General features: G+C 59.2%; 17 protein-coding genes. 7 read left to right on the top strand and 10 right to left on the bottom strand.

Annotation, left to right across the window (positions count from 1 at the left end; translation table 11 throughout):
* Positions 1-173 (bottom strand): transposase (locus tag NW849_RS02205; RefSeq protein ID WP_414355721.1); only part of this gene is annotated, 173 nt, incomplete at its 3' end.
* A 136-nt stretch (positions 174-309) separates the two neighbouring features.
* Between NW849_RS02205 and NW849_RS02200 the strand changes: the two genes are divergently transcribed.
* From NW849_RS02200 to NW849_RS02185, 4 genes are all read left to right on the top strand, one after another.
* Positions 310-2,358: an Eco57I restriction-modification methylase domain-containing protein gene (locus NW849_RS02200; RefSeq protein WP_414355718.1), complete on the top strand. Its 2,049-nt coding sequence runs from the start codon at positions 310-312 to the stop codon at positions 2,356-2,358.
* A gap of 43 nt (positions 2,359-2,401) precedes the next feature.
* A complete protein-coding gene (locus NW849_RS02195) occupies positions 2,402-2,605 on the top strand; it encodes a type II toxin-antitoxin system VapB family antitoxin (RefSeq protein ID WP_414355717.1) in 204 nt (67 codons plus the stop codon).
* A 2-nt stretch (positions 2,606-2,607) separates the two neighbouring features.
* The gene (locus NW849_RS02190) at positions 2,608-3,003 is read left to right on the top strand and encodes a PIN domain nuclease (protein WP_011433301.1); all 396 of its coding nucleotides are present in this window, start codon (positions 2,608-2,610) and stop codon (positions 3,001-3,003) included.
* Between the two features lie 268 nt (positions 3,004-3,271).
* Positions 3,272-8,326 carry a DEAD/DEAH box helicase gene (locus tag NW849_RS02185; RefSeq protein WP_414355716.1) on the top strand — a complete coding sequence of 1,685 codons (5,055 nt, stop codon included), beginning with the start codon at positions 3,272-3,274 and terminating at the stop codon, positions 8,324-8,326.
* Between the two features lie 8 nt (positions 8,327-8,334).
* On the opposite strand, the gene NW849_RS02180 is transcribed toward NW849_RS02185, so the two are convergent.
* The 4 genes from NW849_RS02180 to NW849_RS02165 form a co-directional block, all read right to left on the bottom strand.
* Positions 8,335-9,150, bottom strand: coding sequence for an ABC transporter permease (locus NW849_RS02180; protein ID WP_414355720.1), 816 nt, complete (start codon positions 9,148-9,150; stop codon positions 8,335-8,337).
* Between the two features lie 82 nt (positions 9,151-9,232).
* Positions 9,233-10,111 (bottom strand): phytoene synthase, encoded by an 879-nt coding sequence (locus NW849_RS02175; RefSeq protein WP_414355715.1) that lies wholly within the window; start codon positions 10,109-10,111, stop codon positions 9,233-9,235.
* A 156-nt stretch (positions 10,112-10,267) separates the two neighbouring features.
* Positions 10,268-11,686 carry a 15-cis-phytoene desaturase gene (pds, locus tag NW849_RS02170; RefSeq protein WP_414355714.1) on the bottom strand — a complete coding sequence of 473 codons (1,419 nt, stop codon included), beginning with the start codon at positions 11,684-11,686 and terminating at the stop codon, positions 10,268-10,270.
* A 29-nt stretch (positions 11,687-11,715) separates the two neighbouring features.
* Positions 11,716-11,847 carry a hypothetical protein gene (locus NW849_RS02165; protein WP_414355713.1) on the bottom strand — a complete coding sequence of 44 codons (132 nt, stop codon included), beginning with the start codon at positions 11,845-11,847 and terminating at the stop codon, positions 11,716-11,718.
* Positions 11,848-11,893: 46 nt separating this feature from the next.
* Between NW849_RS02165 and NW849_RS02160 the strand changes: the two genes are divergently transcribed.
* Positions 11,894-13,132 carry a phosphoglycerate kinase gene (locus NW849_RS02160; protein ID WP_414355712.1) on the top strand — a complete coding sequence of 413 codons (1,239 nt, stop codon included), beginning with the start codon at positions 11,894-11,896 and terminating at the stop codon, positions 13,130-13,132.
* A 123-nt stretch (positions 13,133-13,255) separates the two neighbouring features.
* Here NW849_RS02160 and NW849_RS02155 read toward each other — a convergent pair whose 3' ends face one another.
* The 3 genes from NW849_RS02155 to NW849_RS02145 form a co-directional block, all read right to left on the bottom strand.
* The gene (locus NW849_RS02155; RefSeq protein ID WP_414355711.1) at positions 13,256-13,606 is read right to left on the bottom strand and encodes a DUF1257 domain-containing protein; all 351 of its coding nucleotides are present in this window, start codon (positions 13,604-13,606) and stop codon (positions 13,256-13,258) included.
* 124 nt (positions 13,607-13,730) lie between these two features.
* A complete protein-coding gene (locus NW849_RS02150) occupies positions 13,731-15,242 on the bottom strand; it encodes an AAA family ATPase (RefSeq protein ID WP_414355710.1) in 1,512 nt (503 codons plus the stop codon).
* Positions 15,243-15,440: 198 nt separating this feature from the next.
* Positions 15,441-15,812, bottom strand: a complete 372-nt coding sequence (locus tag NW849_RS02145) for a hypothetical protein (RefSeq protein ID WP_041436554.1) — start codon at positions 15,810-15,812, stop codon at positions 15,441-15,443.
* 178 nt (positions 15,813-15,990) lie between these two features.
* Between NW849_RS02145 and NW849_RS02140 the strand changes: the two genes are divergently transcribed.
* A complete protein-coding gene (locus tag NW849_RS02140) occupies positions 15,991-16,197 on the top strand; it encodes a hypothetical protein (protein ID WP_041436551.1) in 207 nt (68 codons plus the stop codon).
* Between the two features lie 15 nt (positions 16,198-16,212).
* On the opposite strand, the gene NW849_RS02135 is transcribed toward NW849_RS02140, so the two are convergent.
* Positions 16,213-18,081, bottom strand: a complete 1,869-nt coding sequence (locus tag NW849_RS02135) for an ABC transporter ATP-binding protein (protein WP_414355709.1) — start codon at positions 18,079-18,081, stop codon at positions 16,213-16,215.
* A gap of 230 nt (positions 18,082-18,311) precedes the next feature.
* Between NW849_RS02135 and NW849_RS02130 the strand changes: the two genes are divergently transcribed.
* Positions 18,312-19,121: a hypothetical protein gene (locus NW849_RS02130; protein WP_414355708.1), complete on the top strand. Its 810-nt coding sequence runs from the start codon at positions 18,312-18,314 to the stop codon at positions 19,119-19,121.
* Here NW849_RS02130 and argB read toward each other — a convergent pair.
* Entirely contained in the window at positions 19,118-20,056 is a 939-nt protein-coding gene (gene argB / locus NW849_RS02125; RefSeq protein ID WP_414355707.1) for an acetylglutamate kinase, read from the bottom strand. The genes NW849_RS02130 and argB overlap by 4 nt on opposite strands.
* Positions 20,057-20,172: the final 116 nt, after the last annotated feature.

Genomic DNA, 20,172 nt, shown 5'->3' with positions numbered 1-20,172 from the left:
TTGCCATATCCTTCTGGGAGGTAGCGCCAAGGAGCACCGGAACGGGCTATCCAAAGAACTGCTTCAATAAACTGTTTGCAGTTTGCTTCTTTCCCAATGTTAACTCTCTCTTCTGTCTGTAAAAAAGCCAATATCTTCTGCCATTTGTTTTCATCTAAAAAAACCAACTTCATCCTCTTTCCTCTATAAATTACTCTCTCTATCCTAACATAAGATCAACACGACCTAGTGGAAGCCTGCAACCTGTGGACAGCCGCTTTTTTCCAGCCCTTGATCCCTGACTTCTCTAGGGCCATTACCACCCAAGCCGTGGCTGATCGACTGCAGGAGAGAACCCCCTCCCAGGCCCTTGCCACTGCTCAGGCCCTCGCCGTCGAGAACCGGTTTTTCCACTGGCCGCTGGAGTTCCCGGAGGTGTTTGAAAGTGGCGGCTTTGATGTGATCCTCTCCAACCCGCCCTGGGAGCAAATTCAACTGGAAGAGCAGGAATTCTTCGCCAGCCGCGATGCCCAGATCGCCCGCGCCTCTAATGCCGCCGCCCGCAAACGGCTGATCGCCGACCTACCCAAGACCAACCCCGCCCTCTGGCACGACTACCAGCGTGCCCTGCACGGCGCCGAAAGCACCAGCCGCTTTTTACGGGGCAGTGGTCAATATCCCCTCGCCGGCCGCGGCCGTATCAACACCTACTCGGTCTTTGCCGAACGGGTGCGTAGCCTGCTCAATATCCGGGGGCGGGCGGGCATCATCGTCCCCACCGGCATCGCCACCGACGCGACCAACCAGTTCTTCTTCGCCGATCTGGCAGGCAAGGGGCAACTGGCAAGTCTGTTCGATTTTGAGAACCGCCAGCGACTCTTTCCGGCAGTGGATAGCCGCATGAAGTTCTGCCTCCTCACCCTGGCAGGATCGTGGCAACCGACGCCAGCCGGCGTGTGCGAAGCGGCGCCGATGGTCTTCGCCTTCTTTGCCACCCATGCCGATCACCTGCGCGACCCGCGTCGCGTTTTCACCCTCACAGCGGACGACATTGCCCGCATCAACCCCAACACCCGCACCCTGCCCGTTTTCCGCACCCAGCAAGACGCCGACCTGACCCGCGCCATCTATCAGCGCGTGCCAGTGCTGGTGAACGACTCTCCTCTCCCCACGGGAGAGGGGCTGGGGGTGAGGGTCAACCCCTGGGGCGTGCAGTTTAAGCAGGGGTTGTTCAATATGTCTTCTGACTCGCACCTCTTCCGCACACGGGCAGAATTGGAGCAGCAGGGGTATCGGTTGGTGGGGAATGTGTTTGTCAGGGGTGAGCCATCCACCGCAACGCACTACCTCCCGCTCTACGAAGCCAAAATGATCTGGCACTACGACCACCGCTACGGCACGTATGAAGGAGTGGATTCGCGTTCCAGCACCCAACTGCCCACCCCCGACGAGCGCCAGCACGCCGATCCGCACTTCGTCGTTCTGCCCTGGTACTGGGTGCCCGCTGAAGAAGTAACGAAGCGCCTGGGCGACTGGCAGCGTGGGTGGTTGGTGGGATTCCGCGATGTTACTAACGCCACTAACGAGCGCACTGCCATCTTCAGCCTGCTGCCCAGAGTTGGGGTAGGACATACGATGCCCATAGTCCTTACGGGTGAGATTTCGGCTATTCATCTCTCGTGTTTTCTAGCCAATCTAAATGTCCTGATTTTTGATTGGGCATTGCGCCAGAAAATTGGTGGGACGCATCTTACTTTCTTCATCCTCCGCCAACTCCCTATTTTTCCCCCCACTGCCTACACCCCCGCCGATCTCGCCTTCATTGTGCCGCGCGCACTGGAACTGACCTATACTGCCTGGGATCTCAAGCCCTTCGCCGACGATGTGTGGAACGAAGCTGATGAAGGGCTGCGGGCAGCCATCCATGCTGCGTGGGATGCAAACCGTATTGCTGTCGGCAGGCATGAATGGCGCCTGCCATCCTGGATCAGCGCTTACCCGGAGATCGAAACCAACCCGCAGAAGGGCATCCCCTTTCCGCCCTTTCGCTGGGACGAAGACCGCCGCGCGGTGCTGCGTGCCGAACTCGATGCGTACTACGCCCAGCTCTACGGCCTGACGCGCAAGCAACTGCGCTACATCCTCGACCCGGCAGACCTCACCGAACGCGAACTGGAAGACATACTCGACCCGCGGGAAGAGGTGGCAGACCCGCTCGACTCGGCTGGCTACGCTACCCGCGCTGCTGCTAGCACCTTCCCCGGCAAAACCTTTCGCGTGCTGAAGGAGAAGGAACTGAGTCAGTTCGGCGAATACCGCACGCGGCGGCTGGTGCTGGAGGCGTGGGAGAAGCTGGCGCAGCACTCAATAAAAGCTTAGAATACACATAGATCTGCATTTCTATACACACAAGTGGCTCCTCATGCGCACCAACATCGTCCTGGATGACGACCTGATCGAGCGTGCCCGCCAGGTAACCGGCCTCAAGACCAAGCGCGAGGTGATTCACGAAGCGCTGCGTGTCCTGATTCGCCTACACGAGCAAGCTGAGATCCGCAACTTACGCGGCAAGTTGAAATGGGAGGGCAATTTGCAGCAGCAACGCCTGTCGTGCCTGCAGGAGTGAGGATGATCCTGGTGGACAGCACCATCTGGATTGATTACTTCAACGGCATTTCATCGCTTCACACCGACTATCTGGATTGGGCCCTGGATCAAACTCTTATCCTGGTGGGCGACCTGATTTTGGCAGAAGTCTTGCAGGGCTTTCGCAAAGATGCCGATTTCGAGCAGGCTCGCTGTGCTCTGGTGAAATTGCATCAGGTGCAAATGGTTAACCCCTCCCTGGCGGTGAAAAGTGCGCAGAACTTTCGCTTGTTGCGTCGCAAAGGCGTGACGGTGCGCAAAACAATAGACAGTTTGATTGCCACTTGGTGCATTGAGAACAATGTTCCGCTCCTCCACCACGACAGTGACTTCGATGGCTACGAGGCGCATCTAGGATTGCGGGTTATTCGTCCATGAGGCGGAGGTGGCCTTCTGCAGACCAGTTTTCTCTTGACATGCCCCCTGCCTAAAGGCAAGGGATTCTGGTTCCTGCATTCGGAGAACGCTGCAGCCGTCGGCGGGTACTGGAGGTGTGGGGGAAGCCGGCGCATCGCCGATCCCACTTCGGAGATATCTTTTTGCCGTTCAGCGGGCCGTAGATCTTGGCGAGTGGGGTTGCAAACACCACTTGCGGCATCTTCAAGCTAGGCTTGAGCTAACCAAGCGGGCCTTAAGGGCAGATTCGATGTCCACCATCTTTGATCTCCACGCCACTGTTCTGGACGACTATCGCGATTTTGTCCGCTCCTTTTTTCTCATTGGCGACCAACGGGCGCAAGCCTTTGTGAATCAAGCTCTAGAGGAAGGGATCCACCTCTGGCCAGAGCCTCTCATCCAGCTAAGCCCTGTTTATGTGCCCGGCCCAACCGTTGACGAGCTGGCCGAGGCCGGGCGCATTGCCCAAGAAACAGCCCACATTTTCCGCCTTGAAGATGGCAGGCCCTTTCGCCTCTACCGCCACCAGGAGGAGGCCATCGAGAAAGCTCTGGCCGGGGAAAGCTTTGTGGTTACCAGCGGCACCGGCTCCGGCAAAAGCCTTTGCTACTTCCTGCCCATTCTCGACAACTGGATCCGCCAGGGGGGATCCCGTCATCAGGTGGTGGCCATTGTGGTCTACCCCATGAATGCCTTGGTGAACTCTCAATACCAGTCTTTGCAAGCCCTGTGCGAGCGGTACGAGCGCAACTACCATCGCCCTTTTCCGGTGCGCTTTGCCAGATACACCGGGGAAACTTCGGAAAACGAACGAGACCAGCTACGGCGGGATCCACCTCAAATTCTGCTCACCAACTATGTGATGGCAGAACTCCTCCTGGTTCGTCCTGAAGATCAGCGGTTTTTGAATCCCGAGATGGGAGGGCTGCGCTTTCTGGTCTTTGACGAGCTGCACACCTACCGGGGTCGGCAAGGGGCGGATGTGGCCATGCTGGTTCGCCGCCTAAAAGGACGCTGTGGGGCCAAGAACTTGGTGCATATTGGCACCAGCGCCACCATGATCTCCCGACCAGAAGCCGACGCCCAGGAGCGCCGCCAGACTGTAGCCGCCTTTGCCAGCCGCTTTTTCGGCCATCCCTTTGGGCCGGAGCACGTCATTGAGGAAACCCTGGCCCCCCTCACCGAGGGCGGCCCACCCACGGTGGCAGAGCTGAAGAGCGCCCTGGACTTGCCTTGGCCTACAAACCAGGCCGATCTGCGCCGCCATCCCCTGATGCGCTGGCTAGAGTATGAGCTGGGCCTGGAGCAAAGTCCCGATGGCAGCTTCAGGCGCCGCGTGCCCAGGGAGCTTTCCAAGGTAGCCGCCCAACTGGCCGAGGTGGCCGCCAGGGATCCCGCAACCTGCGCCAAATCCCTGCGCCAGTTTCTGGCCCATGCCAGCAGCCTCAAAGAGGGCAGCACTTGGGGAGTCGCCTTCAAGCTGCACCAGTTTATCTCCCAGGGCCGCACCCTGTACGCCACCTTGGAGAGCCGGGAAAAGCGGCAATTTTCCCTGGAAGGGCAAATGCAAGCTGGGGAAGGGAAGCTGTTTTTCCCCGTCAAGTTCTGCCGCCAGTGCGGGCACGACTATTACCATGTCTTGAAGGCAAGGGGGCAGTTTTTGCCCTATCCCATCGGAGAAGAGATGGAGGAGGCTGAAGACCAGCAAGCCGGCTACCTGAGCCTGGATCCCGTTGAAAACGAGTGGTCGCCAGAGCAGATCCCTGAAGATTGGTACACCCCTGAGGGCAGGCTCAAGCCCAACTGGAAAAGCCGCGTCCCCCAAGCAGTCTGGGTGCGCCCCGACGGATCCTTTTCCGAGCAACCCCAGGCGGAGGCCCAGAAGATGTGGTGGCAGCCCCAGCCTTTTTCCCTCTGCTTGGCCTGCGGCGAGTACTACACCGCCCGCGAGCGGGAGTTTGTCAAGCTGGCTTCCCTCTCCAGCGAAGGCCGCTCCAGCGCCACCACCACCCTTGCCACCTCTCTGTTGCGCCATACGGCCCAGACGCAAGCGGCTCGCGACAAGCTTCTGACTTTTACTGACAATCGCCAAGATGCCTCGCTACAAGCCGGCCACTTCAACGACTTTGTCCATGTGGCCCTCCTGCGGGCCTCGCTGTATGCCGCCCTGCAGCAGAAAAAAGAGTTGGGCTTCGCTGAAGTGGCCCGAGAAGTAGTGCGGGCCTCAGGTCTTAGCCTTGCTGACATTGCCCAGAACCCCTCCTTGGATCCCCAGTCTTCCCTTGCTCAGGACGTTTGGCAGACCTTTACAGACCTGACAGAATACCGTCTCTACGAAGATCTGCGGCGCGGCTGGCGGGTCACCCATCCCAACCTGGAACAGGTGGGGCTGCTGAAAATCGAATACCGCGGGCTCAAAGAGCTTTGCCAAAGCCCTGCCCTGGCTTCCCTTCACCCCTGGTTTGGCCAAGCAACCGTTGGCGAGCGAGAGGGCCTGCTGCGGGCCGTATTGGATCAGTTTCGGCGGAAATTGGCCATCGATGTCCGTCTGCTCGAGAAAGAACCCCAGAGAACGCTGCGCCGGCGGGCCGAGCAACATCTCAACGAGTTTTGGGGCCTAGAGGAGCATGACGAACTGCGGACGGCTAGCTACTTTGTTCGCCAGAGCCAGTCCCGGCAGGACTTGCAAGTTCATAGCTTGGGCCCCCGCAGCGCTATTGGGCGTTTTCTCATCAAGTATCTCGAGCTGACCAGAGAAGCTTACGACGAGCTTCTGGGATCCCTTCTCTCTTTGCTGGTCGGCTATGGCCTGTTGAGATCTCACCAGAGAAATGGCCAAGAAGCCCATCAACTGGATGCCGGATGTCTCCTCTGGTGCTTGGGAGATGAATCTGCCCCCCTTGCGGATCCCTTGTATTCCCGCCGCGCTCGGCAGGAGGGCTACGCTGCCCCCTCCCGCTCTGTCAACTTCTTCTTCCAACGCCTGTATCGAACTGGAGCAGTAGGGCTGGGATCCCTGGAGGCTAGGGAGCACACTGCCCAAGTGGTTCGGCCAGGAGAGCGGGAGCAGCGAGAAAGGCGCTTTCGCGGGGAGGATCAAGCTCGACGCCTTCCCTATTTGGTGTGCTCGCCAACCCTGGAGTTGGGGGTCGATATTGCCGATTTGGATCTGGTACATCTGCGCAACGTCCCTCCAACGCCGGCCAACTACGCTCAGCGCAGTGGACGCGCAGGCCGCCAGGGGCAACCGGGGCTAATCGTAACGTATTGCAGTGCTTTCAACAGCCACGACCAGTACTACTTCCGCCGCCGCGCCGAGATGGTGGCCGGTCGAGTGCGACCTCCCTGCCTGGATTTGGCCAACGAGTCCCTAGTGCGGGCTCACATCCACGCCGTTTGGCTGGCCCGCGTGCGCCTGCCTCTGGGCAATTCCATCGAAACCGTCATTGACTTGGATCATCGGGAAGAGCTGCCCCTCAGAGAGATAGTGGCCCAGCAAATCCAACTAGGGGAGGCCGCCCGGCGAGAAGTGGAGGAGCAAGTGCAGGAGCTGCTGGCCGCCGACCGGGAACTCCTAGACAGAAGTGGCTGGTTTAACAAGCGCTGGATCCGGCAGGTTATTGAAGAGGCGCCACGCGAGTTTGACCGGGCCTTTAACCGCTGGCGGGAGCTGTATCGGGCCGCCACCCAACAGTTGGAAGCTGCTCACCAAGAGCTCCAAACAGCTCGCCAAAGGAAAAGCCAGCAGAAAGCTGAGCGCCGCCAGCAAGAAGCCCTGCGCCAGCGCAACTTGCTGTTACAGATCGATACCCAGCGGGAGGAAGGTGACTTTTACCCCTACCGCTATCTGGCCAGCGAGGGGTTCCTCCCTGGCTACAACTTTCCGGCCTTGCCTGTCCGGGCCTGGGTGCCCCGCGGCAGCGAAGGGGAGTTTATCGCCCGACCCCGGTTTTTGGCCGTTCGGGAGTTCGCACCCCACAACTTCCTCTACCACGAAGGCTGCCAGTGGGAATCGGTGGCTTTTCAGGCTCCGCCCGGCGGCCTGGAGGAGCGCAAAAGTACTCAAAAGCTCTGCTTGAGTTGTGGAGCTTTTGCGGATCCCTGCCTGGATTGCTGCCCCGTCTGCGGCACCCAGTTCGATGGGCAAAACAGCCGGCTGACCCATCTCCTCGAAATGCCCAACGTGCGCATGCAGCGCCGGGATCGCATCACAGCCGATGAAGAAGAACGGCGGCGGCGGGGATATGAGCTGCAGACCTTCTTTCAGCTTGCTCCCAAAAGTTCCGGCTACCGCGTTCAAGCAGCCGATGTCCTAAGGGGGCAAACCCAACTGCTTCACTTGCGCTATGCCCCAGCCGCCACTCTGCTGCGTATTAACTACGGCTGGCGAGGGAGTGGAGGGCAGGGCTTTCTGGTCAACTTTGACACTGGCGAAGTTCTCTCTCGAACTCAGATCCAGCAGAGCAGAACTGGCTCTTCCGACCCAACACGTTTGCAGCGCGTCTGCCTGGCGGTGCGCAGTACTCAAAACCTGTTGCTGGTGCGCCTGGTTCAACCAGGTCTAGGGGATCCCCAGACCTTGGAGACCAGCCTGCGCTACGCCCTTAAGCGGGGGATCGAAGAGACTTTCGAGCTGGAGGAGTCGGAGCTAGCCGCCGAGTCCATTGGCCAGGGATCCCATCGGGCTATTCTCCTCTATGAGACGGCAGAAGGAGGAGCCGGCGTCCTGCGTCGGCTGGTGGAGGAGCCAGAGGCTCTTGCGGAGGTGGCTCAGGCGTCTCTGGAGATCTGCCACTTCAGACTTTCAGAGGCCGGGGTTCAAGATCTCCGGCCTGAGTGCCGGGCAGCCTGCTATGAGTGCCTGCTGAGCTATGCCAACCAGAGGGAAGCGCTGGAGCTTGACCGATACAAGATTCGGGATCTTTTGGGTGAGCTGGCCCACAGTCGCACTGACCCAGGCAGCTCCCGACAAGAGCACTTGGATTGGCTACGCCAGCTCGTTGACCCTCGGTCTGAACTGGAGCGCAGGTTTCTCGAGGCGCTGGCAGAAGGAGGGTATCGATTGCCTGACGATGCCCAGAAGTCCATCAGTGAGCCCCGCTGTGTTGTCGATTTCTTCTATGACCCCAATATCTGCGTCTTTTGTGATGGCGCAGTCCACGATGAGCCAACTCGAGCCGAGCAGGATCGCCAACTGCGGGCTCAGCTCCTAGAAGGCGGCTACCGCGTGATTGTCCTGCGCTACGACCAGAATCTTCAGGAGCAACTGGCTCGCTATCCAGAAGTGTTTGGCCAGGGGAACTGAGAAAACCCTCAGTCCTGCTGGTGGGAAAATTGATAAGCGCCCACAAAGGCCAAGATCACCGCCAAGCTGCCCAAAACCCCAACCGTGTACCAGGGAAACTGGGAGAGGGGCTGATAGGCAGCCGCCCGCATGCCGATGCTGGCGTAGGAGAGGGGCAGGCAGTAGACCAGCACCTGCAGGTAGGTTGGCAACTGGGCGGGATCGAAAAAGGTGGCCCCCAGAAAAGACATGGGGGTAATCAAAAAGTTGGTGAGCACTCCCACACTCTCCAGGCTGGGCACCTTCAACCCGGCAATCACTCCAATGCCGGCAAAAACGGCACAATTGAGCAGCAGAATCAACAGCGATAGAGGGTGGAGAAGGCCCCAAGCGCCGGTGCCCAGCACCCCCACCGCCAAGACGCCCAGGGCTGTCAGCAGGCCGCGGGCAATGCCCGCCAGTACCTTGCCCAGATGTAAGGACAGCGGGTGAACCGGCAGGAGCAACAGTTCTTCAAAGCTTTTGGTGAAGAGCCGGGATCCACAGATGGAGAAGGTGGTGCCGGCAAAGCTGATGGTCATGGCGGAAAGGGCCACCATCCCCGGCAAAATAAAGCGCAGGTAGGAGCCTGCCGCCGTGGATCCCACCACATCGGCCAGAGCCTCTGAACGCAGGGATCCCCCCAAGCCCACCCCAAAGGCGACAATGTAGATGAGGGGGGCCACCAGACCTGAGGCCACCACCTGCCAAACTCGCCCCCGCAGATCCAGCCAGTCCCGCCAGAAGATGGTTAAACTGTCTTCCCAAATTTGCTGATAGGGTAGGGTCAGGGCACGGTTCACCATACGTTTTCCTCGCCGTTCACGGGTTTTGGGCTTGCCGTCTTGTGTCCGATTTTCTGCCACCACTCCGGTTGGGCACCGTTGGCTAATAGCCGTAGTAGTTGGAACGCCACCAAGCCACCGGCAGCGCCAACGCCTTGCTTAGGGTGGATACGTAGGCGCGAGTGCGAAAAACCTGGTAGTGGTTGCGCTCGATGGCGTTGAGGATCTGCCGGTAGAGCATCAGAGAAGCGGCCACCGGCCAGCGGGAGTCGGGTTGCAGGGTAGGGATCCCCCGTTCCGCTTGGGCATAGAGCTCTCTAGCCCGCCGGATCTCATAGTCCATCAAAGCCATCCAGCGCTCGTCAATAACATAGTTAAACAGGTCCCGCTCGGAGTAGTTGAAGCGGCGCAGATCTTCGAGGGGGATGTAGATCCGTCCGCGGCGGGCATCTTCCCCCACATCCCGCAAGATGTTGGTTAGTTGCATGGCGATCCCCAGCGCCACCGCCTCCTCGCGGCCATCCCGGCCCGGCACAAACCCCATGATCTCCGAGCACATCAGCCCCACCACCCCAGCCACGCGGTAGCAGTAGACCCGCAGATCCTCCCAGGTGGCGTAGCGCTGGGTATCCAAGTCCATGCTCTGCCCCCGCAGCATCTCGCGAAACGGCTCGATGGAAAGGCGGTAGGTGCGGATGGTGTGGATCAAAGCGAGGTCCGTGGGGACTTGCGGCTCGCCTCCCTGGAAGAGCGACTCCAGATGGGATCCCCACTGCTCCAGCTTGCTGCGGGTGACCTCCACCTCTGCCTGGCTGGCTTCCAGTCCATCCAGCAACTCATCGGTTTGCCGCAGCCAAGCGTAGATGGCCCAGATGGCCCGTCGTTTGGACTGGGGTAAGAGCAGGGATCCCAGGTAGAAAGTCTTAGCGTGCTTGGCCGTAATCTGGCGACAGAGGGCAAAAGATTGCTCAAGCGGACTCATCTGGCTATCTCCAGGAGCACAGGGCCAGGATAGAGAAGGAAGAGGAACGGCGAGGGCACATATCAACACTACGGGAAAGCGGACGCCGCGGATAGCCTAGAAGAGGTTGTGGGGAAAAGAAAGATTCAAAAGGCATAGGAGGCGGACGGCGAAGAGCTAGACCCCCGCAGCTGCCAGAGTTGAGGCCGAGACAGAAGCGCGTTGAAATGGGATCCCCTTGTTGATGGCCTCCGCCGCCCACTTGCCGGAGAGGATGGCCCCCTCCATGCTGCCCAGGAAGGGCTGTAGGGTGTAGCTGCCCGCCAAGAAGAAGTTGGGAATAGGGGTAACTTGAGTGGGGCGATACTGCTGTCTGCCAGGGGTAGCCTTGTAGACCGAGCGCGGCGTTTTCACCACCACCCACTTGCGCACGCGGGCGGGGTTGGGGCCGGTAAGGTGCTGGGGAAAGAGTTTTTTCAGTTCCTCCAGCGTGGCGGCAAAGATCTCCTCATCGCCGCGATCAATCCACTCGGCAGCCGGAGCCAGCACCAGCTCCAACATGGACCGCTCCGGATCGGCATAGGCCCGGCAGGTGTTGCTCATGTCGGCATACACGCTCAATAGCGGCGAGCGGGAAAACAGGGAGTGATCGATGTGAGTAATCTTGCGGTCAAACCAGATCTGCAGGCTAATTACTGGCACCCCCTCCAGTTCACGCAGCTTTTGGAAAAAGGGGATCCCCCACCACTGCGCCGGCAGCAGCTCCTTGAGCGCGTCCACCGAAAGGGCCGAGACATAGGCATCGGCAGTCACCTCCACCGGCCCAGAGGGGGTGGCTAAGCAAAACCCGGCCACGCTGCCGTCAGGGTTGAGACGAATGTCCTGCAACGCCGCCTTCAAATGCACTTCCCCCCCACGGGCGACAATGTAGTCCACCATCGGCTGGCAGAGCCGCTCTGGGGGAGCGCCGTCTAGGTAGGCAATCCTAGAGCCATCTTTTTGCTGCAAAAAGCGGTTCAAGGCCGTCAGGGGCACCATGGCCGAGATCTCCTCCGGGTTGATGAAGGCCAGGGCCTTGGAGACGGCAATGAAAATATCGGTGTTGACCCGCTCGTCAATACCCTGCCGCCGCAGCCATTCCAAGAGGCTATAGCGATCCATCTGCTCCACATAGCGCTGGCCGCGAATCATGGCCGGCACCAGCCCCAGGGCAAACTTCACCTTTTCCCCCCAGGTGAGCATGTCGTTGTTGCGCAAGATGCCGACAATGGCGTTGAAAGGAGCGGGAATATCCGGCAGGTCAAAGCGGGAATAGGTGCCCGGCTTGTCCGGCTGGTTGAAAATCAAGCTGTGTTCCTTCCACTGCAGGCGATCGGAGATGCCCAGCTCCCGGAACAGCTGCAACGTGTTGGGGTAGGCGCCAAAAAAGTTGTGCAGCCCCGTCTCGATCCAGTCGCCGTCGGCATCTTTCCAGGCAGCCACCAGGCCACCCAAAACATCTCGCCGCTCGAAGAGGAGCGGTTGATGCCCGGCATCGCAGAGATACTTGGCACAGGCCAGCCCGGCCAGCCCGCCACCAGCAATGGCAACACGCATGAGGGTAACGACAAAGCAACACTTTCATTCTATTTGCAAACCGTTACAATTGCCGGGGCCAAGGGGCAGACGGAAGGCCAACCCGGCACCAGCAGCAGGACAAGGGGATCCCTGAGCCCATCGGTCTCGCTGCCGGGATCCCAATCGCTGGTAGGATACATACGGAAGAAAAAATAAAGATTTTCTGCAGTCCGGGGGAAAACAACGATGGCCAAACAAACACTGGGATCCCTGCTGTCATCCGGCTTTGATCTGGCCGGCAAGCGTGTGCTGGTGCGAGCCGATTTCAATGTCCCCTTGGACGCCCAGGGCAACATTACCGATGACACCCGCATTCGGGCTGCTCTGCCCACCGTCCAGGCCCTCATCCAAGCGGGCGCCAAAGTGATCCTCGCCAGCCACCTGGGCCGCCCCGTCAAAAAAGACAAAGAGACAGGCGCGGTTAAGATCGCTCGCGAGGGCAATAGCCTAGCCCCCGTGGCCACCCGTCTTTCTCAGTTGCTGGGCCAGCCGGTCGCCTTTGCCCCCGATTGCATTGGCCCCGAGGCCGAGGCAGTGGTGAACGGCCTGGAAAACGGCCAGGTGGCCCTGCTGGAAAACGTCCGCTTCTACCCAGAAGAGGAAGACAACGACCCGGAATTTGCCCGCAAGTTGGCCTCACTGGCGGACTTGTTCGTCAACGACGCCTTTGGCAGTGCCCACCGCGCCCACGCCTCTACTGCCGGCGTTACCGCCTATCTCCAGCCTGCTGTGGCTGGCTACCTGGTGGAAAAGGAGCTGCAGTTTCTTTCGGGCGCCATCGAGAATCCGCGGCGCCCCTTGGCAGCCATCATCGGCGGCTCCAAAGTGTCCAGCAAAATCGGCGTCATCGAGAGGCTGCTGGAGAAGGTGGATAAGCTCCTCCTCGGCGGCGGCATGATCTTCACCTTTTACCAAGCCCAGGGCCTCAAGACCGGCAAATCCCTGGTAGAAACCGACAAGCTGGATCTCGCCCGCTCCCTGATGGAGAAAGCCAAAGCGCGAAGGGTGGAGCTGTTGCTGCCGGTGGACGTGGTGGTAGCGGATCGCTTTGACAAAGACGCCAACGCCCAGACGGTTTCCATCCACCAGATCCCCGACGACTGGATGGGTCTGGACATTGGCCCAGAATCGGTAAAAGCTTTTCAGTCCGCCCTGCAGGGGTGCCAAACCGTGGTCTGGAATGGGCCAATGGGCGTGTTCGAATTCGACCGCTTTGCCCTGGGCACAGAAGCCATTGCCCGCACCCTGGCCGATCTCACTCAAGCGGGAGCCACCACCATCATCGGCGGGGGAGACTCGGTGGCTGCCGTGGAAAAAGTGGGCCTGGCCGACAAAATGACCCATATCTCCACCGGTGGCGGAGCCAGCCTGGAGCTATTGGAAGGGAAGGTGCTGCCCGGCATTGCCGCTCTCACAGAAGCGTAGGTTCCTCCTTCGGGTCGCAGCCCCTCCAATCAAAAAACCAAGCCAAAAAGTAGGGGCTGGATTCAGCCCCTCCTAACTTTAGTCGGTGTAGATCGCTGCAGCGATGGCGAGACAGGATCCGGCTTAGTGCATCACCACTTTAACGTTGGCGTTGTTCAAGCCAGGACGCTTCACCTCGGCCAAGGTCTTGTTGACGGCGTACTTCTGGTTGATGGAGTTGATCAACTCGGTCTGGTTGTGCTTCTTGGCCACGCCCCACAAATCGGCAATCAGGTCGTAGGAACCGTCGGGATTCTTCGACCAGCCCAGATCGTAGTCGCCTTCCAACTGAGCCACGATGTCAGCGCGAACACGCTGGCCGTTGTAGCCACGCACGTCGGCGTTCAGCTTAACGGTGTAGCCGAGATCGCGCAGAGAGTTGATCAGGATTTGGCTATCGGTGATCTTGGTACGCAAGGTGCTAAAATGAGACATGGTGTTTCTCTCCTGTGTGTAGGGGTTGGAACATCAACACAAACAATGGGCACTGTTCTTTGGGGAAGGTTTGGGCCCTGCCGTCCCTGCTTCTGTCAAGGTAGCTTTGGATCCTCACCTCCTCCTAGAACTCCAGCCGCTGGTACTCGGCTACAGAGGCCGCTGCAGGCCGAGCCCGCTGCTGGGCCCATTCCCTCAACGCTACCACTTGCTCCGTCATGGTGCGAGATAGCGGTTGAGTTGCTTTCGTTGCTGCCAAAATGTCCAGTTGGGTAAATTCGCGGTTCTGGGCAAACGCTTCGTACATGGCAGCAATCAAAACTTGTTCGATCTCCGCGCCGGAGAAGCCTTCACAGGCTGCGGCCAACTGGCGCAGATCAAAGCGGCTGATGTCGCGCCGCCGCTTCTTCAGGTGGATCTCGAAAATCTCCATCCGCTCGTTGATGTTGGGGAGATCCACGAAGAAAATCTCGTCAAAACGGCCCTTGCGCAGGAATTCACCCGGCAGACGATCCACACGGTTGGCCGTGGCCATGACAAAAACCGGCGAGCGCTTCTCCTGCATCCAGGTCAGGAAGGAGCCAAAGATGCGGCTAGAGGTGCCCCCGTCGGAATCGCTGGAGCCTGCTGACCCGGCAAAGGCTTTGTCCAGCTCGTCGATGAAAAGGATAGCAGGGGCAAGAGATTCAGCAGTCCGCAGGGCACTACGCAGATTTGCTTCCGATTTGCCCACCATGGAGCCATCATAAACGCGGCCCATGTCCAGACGCAGCAGGGGCAGGCCCCAGAGACGGGCAGTGGTCTTGGCGATCAGCGACTTGCCACAGCCGGGTACGCCCAGGATCAGCATCCCCTTAGGCTGGGGCAGTCCATAGGCGCGAGCTCGCTCGGTAAAAGCTTCAGAGCGTTGCAGCAGCCAGCGCTTCAGCTCTTCCAGACCGCCAACGGCGTCGATGGTCTCGTCCTCTTCGATAAACTCAAGAATGCCGTTGCGCCGGATCAGTTGCTTCTTCTCAGAGAGGATGATGTCTACTTCTGCCTCGGTGAGGCGACCATGCATCACCACAGCCTTGCGGTAGACTTTTTCTGCCTCGTCCTGCGTTAGGCCCAGGGCCGCCTTGAGCAACTTTTCGCGGGTATCAGGAGCCAAAGGCAGGGAGCGCGGGATCTGCTCCAGCTGGCGGTTGAGGGCGCGCTCCAATGTGGCCATGTCCGGCAGGGGGAAGTCCACTACGCAAATGTCTTTCTCCAGCTCGACCGGGATCACCTGCACCGGCGACATGAGCAGGATGGTTTTGTGGGATCCCTTCAGGCTGGCAATAGCATCCCGCAGCCAGCGCTTCACCTCGGTGTTGTCCAAGAAGTCATGTAGGTCTTTGAAGACGCAGATGGCGGGATCCTTTTGCTCCATGACCCACTGGATGGCGGGCTGGGGGGATTGGGTGTTGTGCTGGGTGAGGCTGCGGGGGTTGCCGTATTCGACGATGCCGTGGGTAACTGTCCAAATGAATAGGCGACGCTGAGGCTTAAGGGTGCGGGCAATTGCTGCCAGAGCCGCTTCTGCCCGTTCCTCCTCTGGAGTCAGCAGGTACAGCAGTGGGTATTGAGCTTGAATGAGGATGCTTAGCTCTTGCATGGGAAACACCAACTGCAGAGGGGAAATTTCAGGAGCCGCCAGAACGGTTGAAAAATGGGGTTCGAGTTGCCTAGGTATTGGATTGCACTTGGGAGTACGCCCTTGTTGGATGGATTTTGAGAGGATTTTAGAAGCCTTCTGTGTTGCTGTCTGCTCCTATCAGCTCAAGTTCCTGAAGGGGGCCCGCTTGGGAGCGTTCTAGCAGGGTACCAGAGCATCCTGCCGTTGCTCTTCCGAGCCAGCAGCCGATCCCCAGTATTCTGGCTCCACCTCTTCAAGGATGGCTTCGGCAGCCGATGTCTGGTGCAGGGAAACCACCTCTCCATCGCGGATAACAAATGGGTGACTACACTTGGGACATTGATGGACACGATAGGCGCTACCTTGTACCCCTTCAATGACCTCTGGGTGAAGCAGATAGAAGGTAATGGCCTTCTCTGCCACTGCCGACATCGGCTCCCGCTCCACGGCAGCCCGAATCTTCAGATTCCGGTGCAGCTCAGGTGAGAGATACAGGGTCACCTTCTGCTTGGACTCTGTGCCTTCCACTACCTCTGGCCGATGATTCATGGCTAACCGCTTTCTTTGAATTGCTTGCCAAACTTGGGGCCTATCATAGCCAGTCTGCCGGCTTGACGGCAAGTTTTTAACAATCTGTAACAAACAATTTTCTTGATGGCCCTCTGTGGATACCTGCGGCTGGGGGAGTAGGCTAGGTGGAAGACAAGGAGCGGAATGTCCAATCCCTATGGAACGCTTGATCAACACCCTCAGCAAAAATTTCTCTAGCTGGGGCCGCCGTGCCCTGGTGCAGGCCAGCGATGGTTTGGCCAGCTTGAGAGACACTGCCGTGGATAACGGCAATCTGTTACTCTGCAAGGCTCGCATCGCGTTCGCGGATGCCAGCTTCACCACCCTAAAGGCAATTCGGTCTCGCTTTGGCGCCAGTCGCTGACGGCCTGGGCCCCTGCTAGCCGCCCAGATCTTGCAGCCGATAGAGGCTGGCATAGAGCCCGCTGAGGGCCATGAGCTCGGCATGGGATCCCTGCTCTTTGAGTTCCCCCCGCTGCAGAACCAAGATGCGATCCACATTGCGGATGGTGGAAAGGCGGTGGGCGATGATCAGGGCGGTGCGATCCCGCAGCAGGGTGTCTAGAGCGGATTGCAGGAGGGCTTCGGTGCCCACATCCAGGCTGGCGGTGGCTTCGTCCAAAACCAAGATTTTGGGATCCCGCCACATGGCCCGCACAAAGCTGATGAGCTGTTTTTGGCCGCTGGAGAGGTTGTTGCCTCGCTCCCGCACGGGGGTGGCGTAGCCTTGGGGCAAATCGCGGAGGAAGTCATGCAGGTTGAGTTGGCGGGCGACCTGCTCCACTGCCGCTAGATCTGCCTTCTCTCCTAGGGTGATGTTTTGCTGGATATCCCCGGAAAACAAAAATCCATCCTGCAGGATTACCCCTAGGTGGCGGTGCAGCTCAGCCTGGGGGAGATCCCGAATATCAACGCCGTCAATGCGAATAGATCCCTGGGTTACGTCGTAGAGACGGCAGAGCAAGCGAATGATGGAGCTTTTCCCGGCTCCCGTGGGCCCCACCAGGGCCACTTTTTCTCCGGGGCGGATGGTGAAGGTGAGGTCTTTGAGCACCCACTCCCCGGGGTTGTAGGCAAACCAGACGTGCTCGAACTGCACCTCTCCTCTGGCATTGGGGGGCAAGTGGCGGGGCTGAGCGGGATCCCGGATGGCGACCGGCAGGCTGAGGATGGCGTCGATGCGCTCGACGGCGGTGAACCCCGCCTGTAGGGCCGTAAACTTTTCGGCCAACTGCCGCAGCGGGTTAAAAAACCGTTGTGAAAAGAGAATAAAGGCGTAGAGGCTACCGAAGGTGAGGGGTTCCCTGGGCAGGGGCAGGGATCCCGTCCATCCCCCTCCAAGTGAGCCCCTACCGGCTGACATCACCTGCTGCCCGCCCACCCAGAGCAAAGCCGCCACGGCCAGCCAAGACACCCACTCCAAAACGGCAGAAAGGGCAGAATCATAAAGGATGGTTTGATCCACTTCCCGGATGTAGCGGCGGTTCATGGTTTGAAAAATCTCGCTATTGAGCCGCTCCCGCCGAAACAGTTGCACCACGGTAATGCCCAAGATGTTCTCCTGGATCCAGGAGTTCAGCTTGGAGAGTTCTTCGCGCACGCGAAAGTTGGCATCCCGAAAGCGGCGCTGCAACTCGAGGACAACAGCGCTGATGGGCAGGACGATGAGGATTAGCAGCAAGCCCAGATCCCAGCGTTGGCTGAGCATGACCACCGCGATCACCCCCAGAGTAAACAGGTCGCTGACAATGCCGACGGCACCGGTGGAAAAGACATCCCCCAAGGCTTCCACGTCGCTGGTGATGCGGGTGATCAGCTTACCCACCGGGGTGCGGTCGAAAAACTGAGCCGGCAAGGCCAGAATGTGGGCGAAGAGATCGTCGCGGATGTCGCGGGTCATCAACTGCCCCAGCTTTTGGCTGACATACCCTTCCAGGGCTTGGAAGAGCCAGCGAACCAGTACCGTTAGGATCAACAGCCCCACATAGGGCCAAAGGTCGGAGAGGATCCCGGCCTCACCTCGTTCCAGCGCTCGGGCAATGGGGCCATCCAGAGCCCGCTGTAGGATCAGAGGCTGCACCGCATCTGCCAAGGCCAAAGGGGGCAGAAAGGCCAAGGCCGCCAACACCAGCCTGAGGTGCCGACGGGCATAGGGCCAGAGCAGCCGCAGCAGCCGCCAATCGCTTTCTCGCCGAGGGCGGGGATCCCTACTGAGATCGGCAGCGGGGGGAGAGGCGGCAAGGCTCACAGGCTTACACCCGAGAACAACAAAGACAACTCATAGAGAGCACTGATCTACTCTAAGCGCTCTCCCTGAGGGAGAGGGAGTTTGGGATCCGCAAGGGTTTCCTCGCCATTGGGAATGGCTATAGCTGCACCCCTAATGGCTCTGGGACGGACGGAAAACTGGCCGCTTCAGGAGCTTCTGGCCGCTCGGTTCGGGCAGGCTGTAGGCAGCTTGATGAGGAGAAACCGGCAATGTCTTACTCAACCTCTTACTCCGTGTCTTACTCGAAAATCTTTTTCCCAGTTTGGGTGGCGGGGCTGCTGTTGTTGATCGGCGGCGGGATCCTGTTTGGCCTGTTGCGGGCTTTTGGGCTACCTATTGGGGAGCTGGCCGATTGGGCCATTGGGATCGCCAGCTTTTGGTGGCTGGTGGTGATCGTCACCCTTCCCTGGAACCTCTACTTTCAGGCCAAGGCCGTTCAGCAGGAGGCGGTTGTGTCTCAGGAACGAGGGATCCCGGTGGAAGATTCAACCTTGGCTTTCCTACAAAAGCTCAGCCGCTGGTCGTTGCGCGTGGCCATTGCCCTGCATGGGCTGTCGGCTCTGGCTTTCTATGGCTTGGCCGTTGGGCAAGTCACCCCCATTGGCTACCCCAGCGCCGTGGCTGCGGTGTTGTTAACGGCTCTGCGCCCGGCCATCCGGGGCTACGAGTATTTGGCCGACCGCTTGGCCCAGTTGCAAGGGCAAATCCAGATCCCTCGCGAAGATGCCATCGAGTTGGCCGAGCGGATAAAGCAGTTGACACGCCAAGTCGAGCAGTTGCAGGAGCAATGGGATCCCGGCAAGCCCGGTTCTTGGGCCCAACAGGAGGAAGAAACCCGGCGCTACCTGCGGCAGGAGCTGGCCGCGCTCAAAGCCCAACTGGAACAGTTCCGGGCCAGCAACGAGCTGGAGCACAGGCAATTGCGCCAGGAGACCCACCAAGCTGTGGCTCAGCTCAGTGTGGATAGCCAGTTTCTCGGCCATGTGCGGGAGATTCTTCGCTTTATCAAGGAAGCTTAGCGGGATCCGTTGTTCAGTCCTTCCAACTGAGCGGAAAACTGAGAAGGAACAAGCTTGGTGCCCACCCCGGCATCGGTCAGCAGCTCCAGCAATAGGGAATGAGGGGATCCCCCATCCAGAATGTGGGCTGCCCGTACCCCTTGTGCCAAGGCGCGAATGCAACACTGCACCTTCGGGATCATGCCGCCCTTGACGACACCGGCTTGGATCAACTGGCGAGCCGTCTCGATATCCAGCAACGTAATCAGAGAGCTGCGATCCTGAGGATCTTTGAGAATGCCAGGGGTGTCGGTGAGCAAAATCAGCTTTTCTGCCCCCAGAGCAGCCGCCAGTTCTCCCGCCACCGTATCGGCGTTGATGTTGTAGGCTTGGCCTGTCTCATCGGCAGCCACGCTGGAGATCACCGGAATCTGTCCACCTTCCAACAGGGTTTGCAGCAACTGGGGGTTGATGCTGCTCACTTCCCCAACAAAGCCGATCTCTGCCCGGCCCTGGGATCGCGCTTTGATCAAGTTGCCATCCCGCCCGCACAGCCCCACCGCCGATCCTCCGGCCAAGCTGATGAGCTGGACGATCTGCTTATTAACCTTGCCCACCAACACCATCTCCACTACTTCCATGGTGGCGGCATCGGTAACCCGCAAGCCATCCACAAACTTGAAGGGAATGTCCAGTTTTTGTAGCCAACTGTTGATCTCCGGCCCCCCCCCATGCACCAACACCGGGCGGATCCCCACACAGGCCAGAAAGACGATGTCTCGGAGCACCTCGGCCCGTCGCTCTTGGTGCACCATGGCTGCGCCGCCGTATTTGATGACAATAACGCGGCCCTGGTACTGCTGAATGTAGGGTAAAGCCTCGATGAGGATCTGCGCCCGCGTAAGGGGATCACACGCCGACCCGGTCGCCTCAGAAAGGGAAGAGTTGGTTTGCACCGCCGTAAGTCCCTAGAAGTTCAGAAAACCTGACCTAGAGTATCCCATTCTGCTTGCAAAGCAGATCTCAGGCTTTGGGCGTCAACTGGTGGTTTTTTTTCAAGCTCGCTTCCCCA

The sequence above is a fragment of the Synechococcus sp. R55.3 genome (assembly GCF_047461975.1).
Classification (GTDB): domain Bacteria; phylum Cyanobacteriota; class Cyanobacteriia; order Thermostichales; family Thermostichaceae; genus Thermostichus.
The sequence above is the reverse complement of the archived record's forward strand: the minus strand, read 5'-3'. Positions and strand labels throughout refer to the sequence as shown.

What these genes read in the sequence shown, in the direction of transcription:
- NW849_RS02140 (WP_041436551.1), top strand. Translation starts at nt 15,991, where the DNA reads ATGGAACGCTTGATCAACACCCTCAGCAAAAATTTCTCTAGCTGGGGC.
- NW849_RS02150 (WP_414355710.1), bottom strand. Translation starts at nt 15,242, where the DNA reads ATGCAAGAGCTAAGCATCCTCATTCAAGCTCAATACCCACTGCTGTAC.
- NW849_RS02185 (WP_414355716.1), top strand. Translation starts at nt 3,272, where the DNA reads ATGTCCACCATCTTTGATCTCCACGCCACTGTTCTGGACGACTATCGC.
- NW849_RS02190 (WP_011433301.1), top strand. Translation starts at nt 2,608, where the DNA reads ATGATCCTGGTGGACAGCACCATCTGGATTGATTACTTCAACGGCATT.
- NW849_RS02160 (WP_414355712.1), top strand. Translation starts at nt 11,894, where the DNA reads ATGGCCAAACAAACACTGGGATCCCTGCTGTCATCCGGCTTTGATCTG.
- NW849_RS02155 (WP_414355711.1), bottom strand. Translation starts at nt 13,606, where the DNA reads ATGTCTCATTTTAGCACCTTGCGTACCAAGATCACCGATAGCCAAATC.
- NW849_RS02175 (WP_414355715.1), bottom strand. Translation starts at nt 10,111, where the DNA reads ATGAGTCCGCTTGAGCAATCTTTTGCCCTCTGTCGCCAGATTACGGCC.
- NW849_RS02195 (WP_414355717.1), top strand. Translation starts at nt 2,402, where the DNA reads ATGCGCACCAACATCGTCCTGGATGACGACCTGATCGAGCGTGCCCGC.
- NW849_RS02180 (WP_414355720.1), bottom strand. Translation starts at nt 9,150, where the DNA reads ATGGTGAACCGTGCCCTGACCCTACCCTATCAGCAAATTTGGGAAGAC.
- NW849_RS02165 (WP_414355713.1), bottom strand. Translation starts at nt 11,847, where the DNA reads ATGTATCCTACCAGCGATTGGGATCCCGGCAGCGAGACCGATGGGCTC.
- pds (WP_414355714.1), bottom strand. Translation starts at nt 11,686, where the DNA reads ATGCGTGTTGCCATTGCTGGTGGCGGGCTGGCCGGGCTGGCCTGTGCC.
- NW849_RS02145 (WP_041436554.1), bottom strand. Translation starts at nt 15,812, where the DNA reads ATGAATCATCGGCCAGAGGTAGTGGAAGGCACAGAGTCCAAGCAGAAG.
- NW849_RS02130 (WP_414355708.1), top strand. Translation starts at nt 18,312, where the DNA reads ATGTCTTACTCAACCTCTTACTCCGTGTCTTACTCGAAAATCTTTTTC.